Origin of the sequence: Lysinibacillus sp. FJAT-14745 (assembly GCF_001275675.1) — a bacterium.
Taxonomy (GTDB): domain Bacteria; phylum Bacillota; class Bacilli; order Bacillales_A; family Planococcaceae; genus Lysinibacillus.
This window is the reverse complement of sequence record NZ_LITM01000009.1, coordinates 143,962-160,804: the sequence shown is the minus strand read 5'-3', so window position 1 is coordinate 160,804 and position 16,843 is coordinate 143,962. Positions and strand designations below refer to the sequence as shown.

Annotated in this window: 18 protein-coding genes; 13 read left to right on the top strand and 5 right to left on the bottom strand. The window is 38.4% G+C overall.

What is annotated here, in order from left to right; translation table 11 throughout:
• Window positions 1-154 precede the first annotated feature (154 nt).
• From greA to mtnN, 3 genes are all read left to right on the top strand, one after another.
• Window positions 155-643, top strand: a complete 489-nt coding sequence (gene greA / locus AMS59_RS16010) for a transcription elongation factor GreA (RefSeq protein ID WP_053484744.1) — start codon at window positions 155-157, stop codon at window positions 641-643.
• Between the two features lie 478 nt (window positions 644-1,121).
• Window positions 1,122-1,775: a YrrS family protein gene (locus AMS59_RS16005; protein ID WP_053484743.1), complete on the top strand. Its 654-nt coding sequence runs from the start codon at window positions 1,122-1,124 to the stop codon at window positions 1,773-1,775.
• 62 nt (window positions 1,776-1,837) lie between these two features.
• Complete coding sequence (gene mtnN / locus AMS59_RS16000; protein WP_053484742.1) at window positions 1,838-2,530, top strand: 5'-methylthioadenosine/S-adenosylhomocysteine nucleosidase; 693 nt, start codon at window positions 1,838-1,840, stop codon at window positions 2,528-2,530.
• A gap of 578 nt (window positions 2,531-3,108) precedes the next feature.
• On the opposite strand, the gene sigK is transcribed toward mtnN, so the two are convergent.
• Both sigK and pssA read right to left on the bottom strand, forming a co-directional pair.
• Window positions 3,109-3,816, bottom strand: a complete 708-nt coding sequence (gene sigK, locus AMS59_RS15995) for an RNA polymerase sporulation sigma factor SigK (RefSeq protein WP_053484741.1) — start codon at window positions 3,814-3,816, stop codon at window positions 3,109-3,111.
• Between the two features lie 87 nt (window positions 3,817-3,903).
• Window positions 3,904-4,404, bottom strand: a complete 501-nt coding sequence (pssA, locus tag AMS59_RS15990; RefSeq protein WP_053485102.1) for a CDP-diacylglycerol--serine O-phosphatidyltransferase — start codon at window positions 4,402-4,404, stop codon at window positions 3,904-3,906.
• Window positions 4,405-4,540: 136 nt separating this feature from the next.
• Between pssA and AMS59_RS15985 the strand changes: the two genes are divergently transcribed.
• From AMS59_RS15985 to AMS59_RS15945, 9 genes are read left to right on the top strand one after another with little or no spacing between them, the layout of a single operon-like run.
• Entirely contained in the window at window positions 4,541-5,323 is a 783-nt protein-coding gene (locus AMS59_RS15985; RefSeq protein ID WP_053484740.1) for a phosphatidylserine decarboxylase, read from the top strand.
• Window positions 5,324-5,359: 36 nt separating this feature from the next.
• Entirely contained in the window at window positions 5,360-5,881 is a 522-nt protein-coding gene (locus AMS59_RS15980; RefSeq protein WP_053484739.1) for a YqeG family HAD IIIA-type phosphatase, read from the top strand.
• A complete protein-coding gene (gene yqeH / locus AMS59_RS15975; protein ID WP_053484738.1) occupies window positions 5,878-6,981 on the top strand; it encodes a ribosome biogenesis GTPase YqeH in 1,104 nt (367 codons plus the stop codon). Before AMS59_RS15980 ends, yqeH begins: the two co-directional genes overlap by 4 nt.
• Before the next feature lie 30 nt (window positions 6,982-7,011).
• Complete coding sequence (aroE, locus tag AMS59_RS15970; RefSeq protein WP_053484737.1) at window positions 7,012-7,842, top strand: shikimate dehydrogenase; 831 nt, start codon at window positions 7,012-7,014, stop codon at window positions 7,840-7,842.
• A gap of 5 nt (window positions 7,843-7,847) precedes the next feature.
• Window positions 7,848-8,150: a ribosome assembly RNA-binding protein YhbY gene (gene yhbY, locus AMS59_RS15965; protein WP_053484736.1), complete on the top strand. Its 303-nt coding sequence runs from the start codon at window positions 7,848-7,850 to the stop codon at window positions 8,148-8,150.
• A 9-nt stretch (window positions 8,151-8,159) separates the two neighbouring features.
• The gene (locus AMS59_RS15960; RefSeq protein WP_053484735.1) at window positions 8,160-8,750 is read left to right on the top strand and encodes a nicotinate-nucleotide adenylyltransferase; all 591 of its coding nucleotides are present in this window, start codon (window positions 8,160-8,162) and stop codon (window positions 8,748-8,750) included.
• Window positions 8,719-9,291 carry a bis(5'-nucleosyl)-tetraphosphatase (symmetrical) YqeK gene (gene yqeK, locus AMS59_RS15955; RefSeq protein WP_053484734.1) on the top strand — a complete coding sequence of 191 codons (573 nt, stop codon included), beginning with the start codon at window positions 8,719-8,721 and terminating at the stop codon, window positions 9,289-9,291. The genes AMS59_RS15960 and yqeK overlap by 32 nt, the downstream gene beginning before the upstream one ends.
• A complete protein-coding gene (gene rsfS / locus AMS59_RS15950) occupies window positions 9,288-9,632 on the top strand; it encodes a ribosome silencing factor (RefSeq protein ID WP_053484733.1) in 345 nt (114 codons plus the stop codon). The genes yqeK and rsfS overlap by 4 nt, the downstream gene beginning before the upstream one ends.
• Before the next feature lie 2 nt (window positions 9,633-9,634).
• A complete protein-coding gene (locus tag AMS59_RS15945; protein WP_234007824.1) occupies window positions 9,635-10,375 on the top strand; it encodes a class I SAM-dependent methyltransferase in 741 nt (246 codons plus the stop codon).
• Between the two features lie 45 nt (window positions 10,376-10,420).
• Here AMS59_RS15945 and AMS59_RS15940 read toward each other — a convergent pair whose 3' ends face one another.
• Window positions 10,421-10,876 (bottom strand): DUF3997 domain-containing protein, encoded by a 456-nt coding sequence (locus tag AMS59_RS15940; protein WP_053484731.1) that lies wholly within the window; start codon window positions 10,874-10,876, stop codon window positions 10,421-10,423.
• Window positions 10,877-11,167: 291 nt separating this feature from the next.
• Here AMS59_RS15940 and AMS59_RS15935 point away from each other — a divergent pair, with 291 nt between their 5' ends.
• Complete coding sequence (locus AMS59_RS15935) at window positions 11,168-12,343, top strand: DUF4085 family protein (protein WP_053484730.1); 1,176 nt, start codon at window positions 11,168-11,170, stop codon at window positions 12,341-12,343.
• Window positions 12,344-12,753: 410 nt separating this feature from the next.
• Here AMS59_RS15935 and AMS59_RS15930 read toward each other — a convergent pair whose 3' ends face one another.
• Window positions 12,754-15,339: a polynucleotide kinase-phosphatase gene (locus AMS59_RS15930; RefSeq protein WP_053484729.1), complete on the bottom strand. Its 2,586-nt coding sequence runs from the start codon at window positions 15,337-15,339 to the stop codon at window positions 12,754-12,756.
• Window positions 15,336-16,631: a methyltransferase domain-containing protein gene (locus AMS59_RS15925; protein WP_053484728.1), complete on the bottom strand. Its 1,296-nt coding sequence runs from the start codon at window positions 16,629-16,631 to the stop codon at window positions 15,336-15,338. The genes AMS59_RS15930 and AMS59_RS15925 overlap by 4 nt, the downstream gene beginning before the upstream one ends.
• Between the last annotated feature and the right edge of the window lie 212 nt (window positions 16,632-16,843).

Here is a 16,843-nt window from a genome sequence, read left to right as displayed (position 1 = left end):
AAATCTGTACATATTTCAGAAAGGCATGCATACTATTAGGTCAAAGAGTAATTTGAAACCGTTTAAAAATAATAAAATTCGATTAAGTGAATCCTACTAGGCACTTAATCGAGTTTTATGTTTTTATATTGACGAAAACAAGGAGTGAAGAACTTTGGCAAACGAAAAACAATACCCAATGACAGCTGAAGGTAAAAGAAAATTAGAAGAAGAATTAGTAAAATTAGAAACAGAAACACGTAAGGAAATCGTAGAACGTATTAAAATCGCTCGTGATTTCGGGGATCTGTCTGAAAACGCTGAGTATGATTCTGCAAAAGAAGAACAAGCCTTTTTAGAAGGTCGAATTTCTACATTAAAATCAATGATTCGTAACGCAGTTATTATTTCTGAGGATGAAACAGACAACAGTGTTGTTTCACTAGGGAAAACGGTTTCATTTGTAGAAATTATTAATGGAAAACCATCAACGGATGAGGAATCGTATACGATTGTTGGTTCGGCTGAGGCAGATCCAATGGAATTCCGCATTTCTAATGAATCACCAATTGCTAAAGGCTTGCTTGGTCGTGCTGAAGGCGAAGAGGTTGTCGTACAAACACCTGGTGGTGAAATGAAAGTTAAAATTATTTCAATCAAATAATTTTTGTACAAGCAGTTAGCTTATCTTTTGAAAGGAGAGCTAGCTGCTTTTCTCTTCATCCAGCAAATGTTTTTTAAGCGACAGCAATTACGCCAAGGAGAAGTTGCTTCTTGAATCGATATTCTATGTAAGTTTTCACATCAATGGTAAAATCCTGTTCATCACTAAAAGTAGTTGATGACTTTTGTTAAAACGACTACTATGTAAATAAGTTGATCTTCGTTACGACTGGGCGACTCCAGGAAGCTTTGCTCTGCGCGAAAGCGAAGCGTCAGCGGCAAATGTTTTATCTGTGCGAAAGCGTAGCGTCAGCAACAAAGCGCCCAGTCGGAACGGAAATCAACCATACGTTTTGGTGATGATCCAAAAATCATTGAAAATATGCCGAGATATTTCTCTATTAAAAAATATATGAGCACAATTATTTTGCAAGTACTGTTGAACTTGATAGAATATTGGCTAGAGAGGGGGAGACTTCATGAGTGAACGACAAACTCGAAGCAGTCGTCATTTGCAGCCATCTCGTAATAAAAAGCTAGATAAACTATTGAATGTTTTAATTGGTATTGTCGTGATATTAATTATTATAACAGCAACATTTGTGTTTAAATGGCAGGATGATGCAGGAAAGGCTGAGAAAAACGAGCCGAAACAGGAACAGAAGAACGATAAAGAAAATGTGAAGGAAAAGCCTTCTAAAGAGCAAAAAAATGATGAATCAGCTCAAGAGGAAAAATCAGCAAAGGAAGGGTCTACAGATGGAACTCAAACATCTGAACGGGACGCTACTACTGAAAGTACTTCAGACAACCCAATTGTTGACAAGGTCATAACAAATAAAAATTGGGAACCTACACCTACAACACAAACAGGTCAGCATGTGTCTTCTTACGATGGTAAGTCAGTAGACTGGGCTGAAAAGGTAGCAACAGTTACGGCCGTTACAGGCATCGAAAAGGACAATATGATTATCTGGCGTATGGGAAATAACGGTAGCGCCAATTCTGCTATTGCAACAGTTTCAACGAAAGATAAGACAAAAATGTATCGAGTTAGTATGGAATGGGTCGACAACGAAGGCTGGACACCAGTAAAACTTGAGCAACTAAAAACACTAAATGGCGCCTATTGACGAAAATAACTCGTTTGTTTATTTTTTAATAGAGTTGAATAAAGAAGGGAAGTAACATAGACATGAAAATTGCAGTAATCGGCGCAATGGAAGAGGAAGTAGAGCTTTTACGAGCTTCATTAGATCAGGCAAAAAGCTCAACAATTGCAGGCAGTGAATATACAACAGGAACTTATAAAGAGAAAGAGGTAGTTTTGTTAAAAAGCGGTATTGGTAAAGTGAATGCTGCAATGTCAACTACTATTCTATTACATGAATTCAAGCCTGATGTAGTCATTAATACGGGCTCTGCAGGAGGCTATGATGAATCTCTTGAAGTAGGCGCAGTCGTTATTTCAGATGAAGTTCGTCATCATGATGTAGATGTAACGATTTTCGGTTATGAAATGGGTCAGATGGCTGGTATGCCAGCAGCTTACAAATCAGATGAAAAACTTATGAAAGTGGCTGAAGAGGCAGTAGAGGCTGTTGGAGAGCACCAATATGGTATTGGTTTAATTTGCTCAGGAGATGCCTTTATGAATGATCCTGTTCGTGTAGAAGCTGTCCGTCAGCATTTCCCACAAATGAAGGCAGTTGAGATGGAAGCAGCAGCCGTTGCACAAGTATGCTATCAATTTGGTACTTCGTTTGTTGTTATTCGTGCTTTATCAGATATTGCTGGAAAAGAATCGAATATTAGCTTCGATGAGTTTTTACCAATAGCTGCAAAACATTCAACACAAATCGTATTAAAAGCTATCGAATCGTTATAAAAATTTTAAATCAGTGGGGTTTTCTTCATCCCCACTGATTTTTAGTTTTCACCAATCTAAACTACACAAAATAGTCAAAATGAGTGCCTTTGAATGTGAGAAAAATCACAGTTTAAAAGTCTCGCTAGTGCTAAACTGTTGTTAAATAAATCTCTTCATATTTAGATGGGAGGCATTCAAAATGCTATTTTTAACAGCGGGTGCAGTCATTATAACAATGTTACTCGGTACACTTATTTCAGTAGAACTATCAGAATCTGTAGAATTTCATTAAGAGAAAAAGCTCTCTTGCGACATTTAATGACGCAAGGGAGCTTTTTTTAGCTTAATGATTTATGCTAACTTCTAAGGATGGGCTAATTACCGGAAAGTTCGGTATGACATTTGTTAAAACGTTCCCTACAAGTTGATTGGTGTGGAGGTTGGACGCTCAAAGGAAAGCGCCCAGCCGGAGCGGAAATCAACTCCACGTTATGATGATAAGCCTAAGGGTTACTTTTGTAACAAAAAATACAAGATTACTCGCAGAATAATGTAATGGATTTATTGTAATTTTATAATTATCAATTTACAATATATTACTCAATTATCTTTTGATCTCGTTTATATAATTGATAGAGTTTAATAAGTGCTCGCTTTTCAATGCGAGATACATAGCTTCGAGAAATATTTAAACGTGCAGCGATTTCCTTTTGTGTGAGTGCATCCTGCTGGTTAAGACCATAACGAAGTGTGACGATTTCGAGTTCACGTTCGTCAAGCATATGCAAATAATGGTATAGTTGTGCAACATGTTCTTTATGTTCAAGTTTTTCTGTTGCACTCTCTTCATCGCATTGTAAGAGATCGCGGATTTGTAGGGCATTACCATCTTTATCTGTACCGATTGGCTCAAATAGGCTAACATCTTTTTGCACTTTTTTCTGTGTACGCAGATGCATTAAAATTTCATTTTCGATACAGCGGGCTGCATAAGTGGCAAGACGGGTTTTTTTGTCGGGAGTATAACTTTCTACAGCTTTCATAAGCCCAATAGTGCCGATGGAAATATAATCATCAAGCTGTTCATGCTTTGGGTGGAATTTCTTCACAACGTGTGCGACAAGTCTCATATTGCGTTCAATTAGGTCAAGACGCGCTTGCTCATCACCGCCTAAAAATCGTTCAATACAAGCAGCTTCCTCTTCTTTTGAAAAGGGTTTATGGAATGTTTGCCCCTTTAAATAGCCAAGTAACGCTGGGATCTCAAGCCATAACTGCAACATAGATGTAAAAATTCCGCTCATTGAATGATTTCATCCTTTCCCCATTTTTCGACAGTATATGTTATGAAACTGTGTTAAATGAAAAAAAGTGCAACAGCAAATGCGCTGTTACACTTTTTTTAACGTGATTGTACTAATCATTAGTAATGCTAGTATTGGGAATAGGAAAAGATAAAATGCCGGGTGGAACGTATTAGATGCAAAATACGTTAAAGTTAAGATCGTACCTGCAGCTGTAATTGGTAACCCTGTAAAATAGCCGTTTGCTTCAGTAATATTAAAGCGAGCTAATCTCATCGCACCGCAGATGATGTATAGTACTGTCATCGTCATGCCGACGAAACCAAAGTCGACTAAGACAACTTTATACATTAATAATGCAGGCGCCACACCAAATGATATAATATCACTCATAGAATCTAATTGTTTACCTAGATCAGACACTTGTCCGAGCGCTCTAGCTACCTTTCCGTCATAGCGATCAAGAAGGGCTGCGATAAAGATAAACAAGACACTGTAGCTATAGTATTCGTGTAGTGTAGCCATTATGGCCGCGCCGCCGAAGGACATATTACTGATTGTGATAAAGTTTGCTGCTTGCGATTTCATTTTCTTAACCGTGGTATCCACCAACTTGTGATAAAAAAACAAGGGGGATCACTCCTTTGCACTTAAGATATTGTACCATTATACTTCGAATGCGAAAAAATTGACAGTCTAAATTAATCGATAGGGGTTTTGTTTTATGAAAGAAAAACTATATCAACGCTTGATTGAATTAACGAATGGAAAGCAATCTTCCCATCTTTTGCAATCTATTGCAAAAGCAAAGTGGAGTAAACGTATTATTCCAAGTTACATGAAGGTATACGATATTAATCTTGAAGAAGTTTCAAAAAAACAACAACATTTTTCAAGTTTACATGATTTTTTTACAAGAGAGCTTTTAGAACATGCACGTCCAATTGAACTAAATCCCACTACCTATGTAAGTCCAGTGGATGCCAAAGTGGAATCATTTGGACGTATCGAATGGGATATGACGTTTCTTGTAAAGGGTAAGCCTTATGCTTTACAAGATTTACTTGGCAATACAGAACGTGCTTCACAATATGCAGATGGACACTATATCGTGTTTTACTTGAGTCCTGCAGATTATCACCGTATTCATAGCCCGATCGATGGGGAAGTGCTAAGACAATATACACTTGGTCAAAAATCCTATCCTGTTAATCAGCTCGGTCTTACATACGGTAAAAAACCAATTTCACACAATTATCGTTCAGTAACGGAGCTGAAAGTGGCTAATAATCAGCAGGTAGCATTTATTAAAGTTGGTGCTACCTTTGTAAACTCTATCGTGCTTACTAATACAACAACACAGTGGCGTAAGGGTGAAGAAGTCGGCTATTTTTCATTCGGTTCAACAGTAGTTATGCTGTTTGAAAAGGGTGCAATAGAATTTACGGAAAATGTTGTACAAGGAAGCCCAATTCGAATGGGTGAAGCCTTTGCAAATATGCTATAATGGTCGAATAATACGTTTAGATTAGGGGTCGCTATTTTGTATAATTTTTTATTACCAGATGAATTTGTCACGAGTATTTATGAAATTACACCGGAAAAGCTTCAAGACTTAGGCATTAAAGGTATTATTACGGATTTAGATAATACGCTTGTGGAATGGGACCGTGCAGATGCAACGGAAGAACTTATTATTTGGCTGCGCATTATGAAAGAATCAGGCATTCGTGTTATTATTGCGTCGAATAACAAAGAAGCACGTGTAAAGCAATTTGCTGAGCCATTAGGTATTCCTTATATTCATAAGGCGAGAAAGCCACTTCGTAATGCCTTTTATAGTGCAATTATTCAATTAGGGTTACGACCACAGGAAGTAGTAATGGTAGGAGACCAACTACTAACAGATGTAATGGGCGCAAATCGCTTAGGGTTGCATACGGTACTAGTAAAACCAGTTGCACAATCAGATGGGCTCGTAACTAAATTCAATCGATTTATTGAACGTCGTGTGTTCAATAATTTGAAACGAAAAGGAATCACTACTTGGGAGGAAAAAGAATGAACGAAATGCCAAATTGTATTGGCTGTGGTACAACAATTCAAACAGAAGATAAAACAGCAGTTGGGTTTGCACCCCCATCATCATTAGAAAAAGACGTGGTCATTTGCCAACGTTGCTTCCGTTTGAAAAATTATAATGAAATTCAACCAGTGTCATTAACAGATGACGACTTTTTACGCATATTAAACGGTCTTGGAACACAGCAAGGCTTAATCGTAAAAATTGTTGATATATTTGACTTCAATGGGAGCTGGTTACCAGGACTTCACCGCTTCGTTGGGAAAAATCCTGTGTTATTAATCGCGAATAAAGCCGATCTATTACCGAAATCTGTGAAACCGAAAAAAGTGATTAATTGGCTAAAACGTGAAGCAAAGGCTCTTGGTCTACAACCTGTCGATGTACTTTTAGTGAGTGCCCATAAAGGTAAAGGAATGGCTGAAGCGATGGAAGCCATTGATGAGTACCGTAATGGACAAAATGTGTACGTTGTAGGTTGTACAAATGTTGGGAAATCCACGTTCATTAATCGCATTATCAAGCAAGCTACTGGTGAAGGTGAGATTATTACAACTTCTCATTTCCCAGGTACTACTTTAGATATGATTGAAATTCCATTAGATGATGGTAGTGCATTATATGATACACCAGGAATTATTAATCACCATCAGATGGCACACCATATTGACGCTAGCGAATTAAAATATATTATGCCTAAAAAAGAAATAAAGCCAAAAGTATATCAACAAAATGCAGGACAAACATTATTTATCGGTGCTCTTGCTCGTTTTGACTTTATTCAAGGAGACCGTTCGGCATTTACGGTACACGTGGCAAATGACTTACCAATACACCGTACAAAGCTTGAGAAGGCAGATACATTGTATGAAGAGCATAAGGGTGAATTACTGGCACCTCCAACTGCTGAATTTATAGAACAGCTACCGCCATTAGTGCGTCATGAGTTCTCTATCAAAGAAGCGAAAACAGACGTTGTATTCTCTGGTCTTGGATGGATTACAGTGCAGCATGCCAATGTTGTTGTAGCAGCTTATGCACCAAAGGGTGTACAAGTTTCAATTCGCCCATCACTAATTTAGGATGTACAAGTAGAGAAGAGGGACTAGGAAATGAAGAAATGGTTTGCGGTTATTGGTGATCCAATTGAGCATTCGAAATCTCCAGCAATGCATAATGCTTGGTTCGAGGAGCTGTCGATAGATGCGACGTATATTCCAGTGCGTGTAACTTCTGAAAATTTGGAGTCAGCGGTTGCTGGTTTGAAAACTTTAGGTGCAAGCGGCTGGAACATTACAATCCCACATAAAACAGCGATCATTCCTTATTTAGATGAGCTAGATGAGTTGGCAGAAAAAATGGGAGCTGTCAATACGGTTGTCCGAACAAAAGAAGGAAAATTAAAGGGATACAATACAGATGGTGTTGGTTTTGTGCGTTCGCTAGAAGAAGCGGTTGGCAAGTCACATAAAGACAAGCCAGTGCTTCTTATTGGTGCGGGCGGTGCTGCTCGTGGTATTGCTTTTGCTATGCAGCAGCAAGGTTATACGAATTTAACCATTGCCAATCGCACAGTGGCCAATGCTCAAGCAATTGTCGATGAAATAGGTATAGGAAATGCTATTTCTTTAGCAGAGGCTGAGGAATCATTAGCTGATTTCGGCATTTTAGTGCAAATGACATCGGCTGGACTTGCTACGGGCAATTTTTCAATGCCATTTTCATTAGAACGACTTGCAAAAGGCGCAATTGTGGCCGATATTGTGTATAATCCATTAATGACGCCTTTTTTAAAAGCGGCTGAGGAAAAAGGAGCAACCGTCGTTACGGGTCTTGGAATGTTCGTTCACCAAGGAGCTATTGCTTTTGAGCATTGGCTTGCTGAATACCCAAATACAAATTCAATGATTGCGCAATTAAAGGCGCAATTAGGAGGAAATTAATTTTTATGTTAACAGGTAAACAAAAACGTTTTTTACGTGCAGAAGCACATCATTTAACACCGATTTTCCAAGTAGGAAAAGGCGGCGTTAATGATGAAATGACAAAGCAAATTCGTGAAGCATTAGAAGTACGAGAGTTGATTAAGGTACGTATTTTAGATAACTGTGAGGAGGACAAGCATGAAGTGGCAGAAGCACTTGCTAAAGGTGCTCATGCAGAGCTTGTGCAATTAATTGGACTGACAGTTGTATTATATAAAGAGTCACGCAATCATAAAAAGATTGCATTACCAAAAGTAACGAAATAAGGTGAGACGATGAAAAAGGTCGGTTTACTGGGAGGTACATTTAATCCACCACATAATGGACATTTAATGATGGCTAATGAAGTACTGCATGCATTGGATCTAGATGAAGTTCGCTTTATGCCAAATGCGTTGCCACCACATAAGTTCGCACGTCATGATGCTAGCGATGTGGAACGCCTTGAAATGGTAAGGCGTGCAATAAGTCCATATCCGTATTTTTCTGTGGAGTCGTATGAGGTGGATAAGGGTGGCGTATCCTATTCATATAAGACGCTTTCTGCGATGTGTATAAGAGAGCCTAATGTGAAATTTTACTTTATCATAGGCGGCGACATGATTGATTCGCTTCATACATGGTACTGTATTGATGAATTAGTGAAGCTTGTGCAATTTGTAGGAGTAAAGCGTCCAGGAACAGAGGCCACAACAGAGTATCCATTAGTAATGGTGGAAGCTCCCCAAATCGATTTATCGTCCACACTGATTCGTGAACGCCTTGCCACTGGGGGAACGATTACTTTTTTACTGCCTGAAGCGGTAGAGACGTTCATACGAGAGGAAGGTCTATATGGAACGCGAACAGTACTTGGCGGCGATTAAGCCACGCATGCCTGAGAAGCGCTATATTCATACCATTGGTGTAATGGAAACAGCCATTGAGCTAGCAACATTATATGGTGAGGATGAAAAAAAGGCTGAGATAGCTGCCATCCTTCACGATCTTGCGAAATATGCAGATATCGAATGGATGGAGAAAATCGTCCGTGATGAAAAATTAGATGCTCGCCTTATTGGCTGGGGTAGTGAATTACTGCATGGTCCAGTAGGTGCATATATTGCAGAAAGCGAATTCGGCATTACAGATGAGGATATGTTAAATGCTATTCGTTTTCATACAACAGGACGCGTAGGCATGAGCCGTTTAGAAAAAATTATTTTTGTTGCAGATATGATTGAACCTAATCGTAAATTTGATGGTGTTGATCGTCTACGAAAAAAAGCAAAAAAACATTTGGATAAAGCGATGAGTGCTTGTGTGCGCCATACATTGGCATTTTTAATTGACACAAAACAACCAATTTATCCATTATCAATAGAATGTTACAACGATATGATGAAAAGAGAGGACAGTGAAGGATGACTTCAACTTTATTACAATCAGCTTACAAAGCAATTGACGACAAACATGGTGAGGATATTGTCGTTTTAAATATGCAAGGCATTTCACTTTTAGCGGATTACTTTATTATTTCTCATGGTAATTCTGACCGTCAAGTGCAAGCAATCGCACGTGAATTACAAGAGGTAGCAGTAAAAGAGGGGTTTGAAATTCGCCGCGTAGAAGGCTTCGATGCAGCACGCTGGGTTCTTGTAGACCTAGGAGATGTTGTAGCGCATGTATTCCATAAAGATGAACGCGCTTATTATAACTTAGAGCGTCTATGGGGCGATGCACCTCAACTAGACATGCCAGAGGCTTAAGTGTGAGTAGTTACGAACGATTTGCGCACGTGTATGATGAGCTGCAAACCGATATCCCTTACAATCTTTATGTGGACTGGGTTTTGCAGCATGCACCGAGCAGTCAATTTCCAAATCTCTTAGATATCGGCTGTGGTACAGGTGTACTTGGCCTGTTGTTTGCGCAGGCAGGTTACAAGGTGAGTGGAATCGATTTATCTGAAAATATGCTCTCAATTGCCGCAGAGCGCTTTGCTGATGCAGGATTACATGTGCCTCTCTATTGTATGTCGATGGATGAATTAGAGGGCTTTGAGGCGCTTGACGTTGTAACGATTGCTATTGATTCACTGAATTATGTAGTGGACGACAAAGCTGTTTATTCAACATTAGAACGTATTCATGGTGCTTTACGAGATGGAGGCCAACTGTTTTTTGATGTGCATTCGTTATTTAAAATGAATGATATATTTTTAGACGGCCCGTTTACGTATGACGATGGTGACATTAGCTATGTATGGCATACGGAGCCAGGTGATTTTGAACATTCCGTTGTCCACCAAATGACGTTTTATGTGCGTGATGCTGAGAGTGATCTGTATGAACGCTTCGACGAGGAGCATAACCAACGCACATTCTCAATTGAGCAATATATGGCATGGCTTCAGGAAATTGGCTTTAGACACGTAGAAGTAACAGCTGATTTTACAGATGAAGGTCCTGAATATGAAAGTGAACGCATTTTTATCCGTGCGGTAAAATAGTAAAACAGCTTGCTGGTAAACTAACCAGTGAGCTGTTTTTGTTTTTCATTGCCGAAGATCACTTAAATCTTCAATGGGAATTAACTCCATTTCTTCAGACAAATTTAAAAGCTTTTTTTGTTGGATAAGAGCTTTTTCGTCAAGTGGTCCATAAACGATATGAGCATGCATATCAACGACCCAAAATGCAAACTGTTCTTCATTTGGCTCAGCTACACCACCATTTATACTTTGTAGAGTCACTTGTTTGGCAATAATATAATTGTCATTCCACCAAATATCTGTTATTTTCGGAGGCACATAGTTATAATTAATTACATTATCATGTACCTCTACTTGCTCTACTACTGGTTCTTCTCCGTATATGCCGATTTGATGTGCAGATAAACGATCGATTCGATATCCATTTGGTAGTGGGATTGTGTAGTCTGCTAAACCTGCACAACCAACTAATATCAATAGCATAATTGAATTTATGACTAAAAGTATTTTATTCTTCAAATGAACCCTCCTAACTAAAATTAATGACGATTTTTTCCAAAAAAAGTGTTTCTGTGGATCATCACCGAAACGTGTGGTTGATTTCCGTTCCGACTGGGCGCTTTCCTGGGGGCGTTCGATAAGCCGCTTCGCTTCGCTGCAGGGTCTTATCTGAAACGCTGATCCCCGAGGAGTCGCCCAGTCTCCACTACAATCAACTATTTGCATAGTAAACGTTTTAACAAAAGTCATCCACAACTTTTGGTGATGAACCGTTTCTGTTTCTTACTATCAATTGAAAGGGCTGAAATTATGTGGCATTTAACATTGCAAGAGAAAAAAGCGTATGAAAGTGCGATGAAACTATTTATTTACGAATCTGATGAGGAGTGGACACAGAGTCTTGCCTACGCAAAGGAAAATGATTTTGATTTATATAAGGAAAAAAAGCAGGAGTTAGATGAATTACGCGATAGTTTAATGAACTATTTACCACTGCGATTTCAACCATATGTTTTAGATGGTACGTTGAATACACCAGAAGTTTCTAAGCATGTACGGGAAGATTTTTTACGATGGAGAAATGAACAGGAGCAGCTATTTGAAAATATTCTCGATGCAGCATTTGAGGAAAAGCAGAAAACGTTAGCTTATATGAAACCAATGGAAAGAGAGGTCTTTGAGCAAAGCCTTCATGATGCAAAGATAGTTAGTATTCGCCGTAATACTACTCAAGTGGAATTAACATTTGATATGGCAGGAGGCTTTACTGCAAAATCAATTATTTCTCTAACGTTTAACAATGTTATAAGTGAGGTAGGTCAAGTAGAACTAGAGCAGTTTTATATTTATGATGAGCTCAGAAAAACAGCGAATGGCATTGCACTCCGTGTTATTTTTGATTGTCCAGAAGTAGAATGGACGATTGAAGCAGAGGAGTTAGACGCTGAATTTTATTATCGTTCAAAAACATATAATGATTTTGCTGAAAACGGTAATTTTTCTGCGTACATTCAAACATTACAACTAGAGAATGGTTTAATCTTTATTACGCCGCAATTGAAAAAGCAAGTGGTTGGGCTTCAGCAACAAGCACCGTTTTTAATTTTTGAAAATAGCTATCTATATGAAAATGAACATGGAGTTTTTGTAGATTCAATACGTGTGGCAGACAAGTTAGATGATTGTATTCATTTTTTACATACAGAAACATATGAAGACCCGTATGCACATTTTAGTGAGCCAGTGCCAGTACAGGACTTGGAGGAAGCAGCCCTCGGTACAGATTTAGAGTTAAAGGTTCGCGCATGGAATACGATGTATGCCAATCCAGTACAGCTCGCGGAGAAGATTAATGATATATTAATGCAGATGAATCCAGGTCAAGAGGATGATATGATGCAACGTGTGTTTATTCGCCATTTTAACAAAGAGGGAATCTTAACGACTAAGCTTCAAGCGAAATTTAAGGACATCTTAACAGAATAACGCTTGTAGAAAGTAATGCTGAAAAGAGGCTGGGACAAAACAAAAGTGCGAGAAATCAATTTAGAAACGTTGATTTCTCGCGCTTTTTTGATGTAAAAATTTTTATACGCAAATTATTAGTGCGGTCAGATAGTGTTACATGAAGGTAGATGTCGATATTTTTCGAAAGTTGGTAGATAAATTAAAAAAGTTGGTTGATAAATTAAAAAGTTGGTTGATAAATCGATAAAGTTGGTCGATAAACAATCAAAAGTTCTCGATAAATCTCAAAACTACAGCTCAAATTTCTACACTATGACCATAAAAACAAAAGTGACGGATAGAACATCAGAACAAGTGTTCTTCGTCGAAATGTTTGAGAAAGCAACACATTGTGTTCACCTCCACATTTTGATGCATGGCGATCTTAACTAAAGTCTAGGGTCAACAGGATCACTTTCGAGTGCTAATGTCCCGAGTACACATTCATGAATACGGCCAGTCGATTCACCTTTAACAAAACGTTCTATTCCTTCTAGTCCGAGTGCGAATTCACGCAATGCATGCTTCATTTTTTTACTTGGATTACGTTCCTTCAGTTTCGTTAAATGTGAAGGCTCTAAATAGTCCATACCATAAATAATTCGTAAATATTCACGACCACGTACTTTAATTGCAGGCTGAATGAGCTTGCCATTATATTTTGTGACAAATATTTCTGGTTTAATAACAATTCCTTCATGACCAGCAGCAGTCATTTCCTCCCACCAAGTAATGATCTCCTGTTCAGAAGCGTCATCCGTAATGACTTTAAACTCTGTTTCAATAAATAGTGTTGAATTTTTGGCAAAAAGTCGATTCATTTCCATATGCCATATATGTGGTTTATGGAAAAACGTTTCCGAACTATGTGCTAATACATGGAAGGGTGCAATTTGAACTGCTGAAGCATCCTGGATATCCCAACAAAAATTTTGATAAACCGTTGAAAATCGCTGTGCATTTTCAAGTAACCCCTTATACTCCTGAAGCCATTCTGAAACATCGATTTGTGCTGTGTCACGTAGTTTCTCCATAAGCTTTGTACGGTCCATTAGTGCTTGCTCAGCTACATGTGCATACTGCTGATCGATTAGTTGTTGCGCTTTTAAGTTCCAAGGTAAAATTTCCGCATCAAGTAGTACGAAATTTGTATTAAACTGTTCGAAATAATTTTTCTCCATTAATTCTGTATGAAGTTGTTGCAAAATTTTTTGTTCTGTCTCTTTATCGAAAAACCGTCTTCCTGCTCTAGTTGTAATAATACCAAGTGTTTCTGTATCAACATATTCCTTTGCAATAAGCGCATCTTTAAACAGTAAGAGAACAGCGCGACTGCCCATATGTTTTTTCTCGGCAATCATTGTCTGAACACCGTGCTTTTTATAATAGGCAAATGCCTCAGAAGGGTGTTCCAACGTATCTGCTATTGTAGATGTTTGTGGTGTTGGGCTCATCGTAGGTGGAATATAAACTAGCTGTTCTAACGGCAGTGCATAATGAGAAACACTGTCGATCGCTGCCTTTGCATGAGCACCGCCTATTTGTACATTGTTAAAGTATGCAGTTTCCACTGTGAACCCTTCTAAAAATGCCCCGATATTTGGCGGGTCAAAACGTTGAGCTTTTGCTTCAAGTAGAGGATTTCGTTCGATACCGGCATAGTTTTTATACGCCTTTACAAACTCAATTGTCTTTTCAGGGTAACGAAAAGCAGTTAGCTGACCGCCAAAAACAACTCCTTGATCAATATTCAACGTATTATTTTGCTTTAACGGATGAATTTTAGGATCATGCCCCCAAATAATAAGCTGTGATGTTTGATGATCTATAAACCAATCATTACGAATAGGTTTTCCAGATTTATCTTGCCCCTGAACATCACCGTAACGACAGAAATCAGAAATTCTTGTCGATTGTTTGCCTATATAACGGTCACGGATACCTGCGTGTGTAACAACAGCTGAAGAAATGCCATTATTCACTAACACATAGTGAGAAGGAGCAGCAAGTAAACATTTCGCGAGACGAGCTTTTAAGGCTTTTGTTTTCTCCGCTCCGTAATCTTCTTCATAAGCATTAAATTCAGCTTCAACTAGCTCATCCCCATGATGTAATGTTACTTTGCGTCCATCTAACCAACGAGCGATTTTCCAGCCATGATTACTGTCAGACATATAGGCAAGCCCACGTTCTATATGGCGATCAAAAAAGTCCATCGTTGCGATTGATTTTGGTCCTCGGCTCATAATATCACCAACTGAAACAAAGCGTCGACCTTGTGGATGAATATAGTAACCTTCCTCATTTTCTTCGTAGCCTAGCTTACTAAGTAATTCGATAAATTCATCGAAGCATGCATGAATATCTCCAATAATATCAAGCCCAGCCTCTACATTTAACAGTAGCGGTGACTCTTGTCTTGATAATGTTAGTCCATCCGTCTCTGTCACAATATAGGTTTTAGTAAACGACTCTTTTTTAATAAATCGTTTTTCTGCTTTTAATAAGCGTGCCTGTTGTTTAATACGTTTAGTACCCCTTGGATCTTGGCGCAAAGTATCTCGATGTAACAATTCTTCAAGAGGAATGTCCAAGACAATTGCACTTACAGGAACATGTAGTTTTTTTCCTAGCAAGATATATTTTTGACGTTCCTCTGATTGTAAATGTGTAGCATCAACAAAGGTACATTTATTTAATGAGCTTCTAGCCTCTAAGACACGTTCCATAACAGCAAAGGCTTGTGCTGAAATAGCGAAATATTCATCATATAATAAATCTGCTTCTTCCTTTGAATGATGTTGAAAATCGATATAATCCGTATCTGAAACAAGTGTCCGATAAGCATCAGAGCTAATAATTTCAGAAGGAGAAAGCATACCTGTATTAACCCATTGTTGTAAAAGAGTGGATTTTCCACTATTGGATGGACCAATTAGCAGAACAATCCCTGTATGTGGAATCTTGATGTTCATACATTCTCCTCCTTTTTCGTATAAATGCACATTTGGGTAGGTTGTCCGTAAATATCATGTTGATCGCCGATGCCAGTAAATGAAAGCTCATATTGTTCATTACGATTCATCGCATGACACCACTCTTGAAATTGTTTGCGTGTCCATTCAAATCGGTGATCATCATGACGCATTTCATCTAATTCGTAAACAGCATTGTATTCAGCATTTGGTGTTGTCACAATTAATGTTTGAGGACTATATTGAGTTAAAAGCATCGCCATGATTTTAGGCAATCGCTCCTCATTAATATGTTCAATGACTTCACATAAAACGATGACGTCTTTATGTTGTAATCGTGCATCATAATAAAATAGCGAGCCCCATGTAGGCTTTGGGGTTACAAATGCATCCTCTAAGCCTTCAAAACGCTTGATCGCTTTTTTCATTGCAGCTTCACTTGGTTCAACCGCAAGCAACTCGTCAATTCCTTTAACGTAGGCAAGTAAACTAGAAAGCTTTCCTTCACCAGAACCCAAATCAACGATTGATGATTTTTGAGGTAAATTTTTAATGGTTTCAACAATTTTTTCGTAGCGTAATGTATTGAGTGACCGCGTTACATTTTGTGGTGTTGTGTTACCATCATATAAATGGGAGAAACGCAGGGCTTTTTTATAAATAAATTCTTTCATTGGATGTGTATCTAACCAGCCTTCTCCGTATCGTTTAAGCTTATCGACTTCCAACTCATCGATAAAGTAGTGCTTATAATCATCTAATACAGGGATCAGTACAAAAAGATGCTGTAGTGCTCGTTGTAGCGTAATGTCCGCAGATAATGTGAGAAAACGCGCACGATGGTCGTTATTCAAAGCCTCGATGTTGACAGTATAGCCAAGAGGCTGAAACAATTCATTTATCGTTTCATTTGTCATAGCTGAAGCGATTGGACCGAATTCAAATGTGAATGAAAATGCTTGAGCTACCCATTCAATATATTGTTCTTTTGGTTTACCATTTAACGCAGTACCTAAAGCAGAACGGATCATGGATAAAAAAATACTACTAGCGGCGAATTCACGATCATTAATATAATGTGAAATGTCAAGTGCATTGTCATTTTGAACAAGTGCGAGTGCATTTGGTGTAACAAATATTGTCACAACAAGGTTTGTCTCAGAAAGCTCGTGATAGACAAGACGAACTAAATGATCTTTTACACGTCGTTCGTATAAATTATTCGGATTTTTTGATAGTAAGTAGGAGATAGCTTTCACATTTTCTCCCTTTGCCTGTATTGTTAGCTGCATATTCTTCCTCCATTCAGTACGCAAAGGCATAACGTGTCTTCTTTATTGTGGCTCATCACCAAAAGTTGTGGATGACATTTGTTAAAACGTATGCCATGTATATAGTTGGACCCAGGGAAGTGCCCAGTCGGTACGGAAATCAACACCACGTTATGGTGATGGACTATTATTCAAAGCATAACATAATTTTACATCATTATGTCAGCGCATCA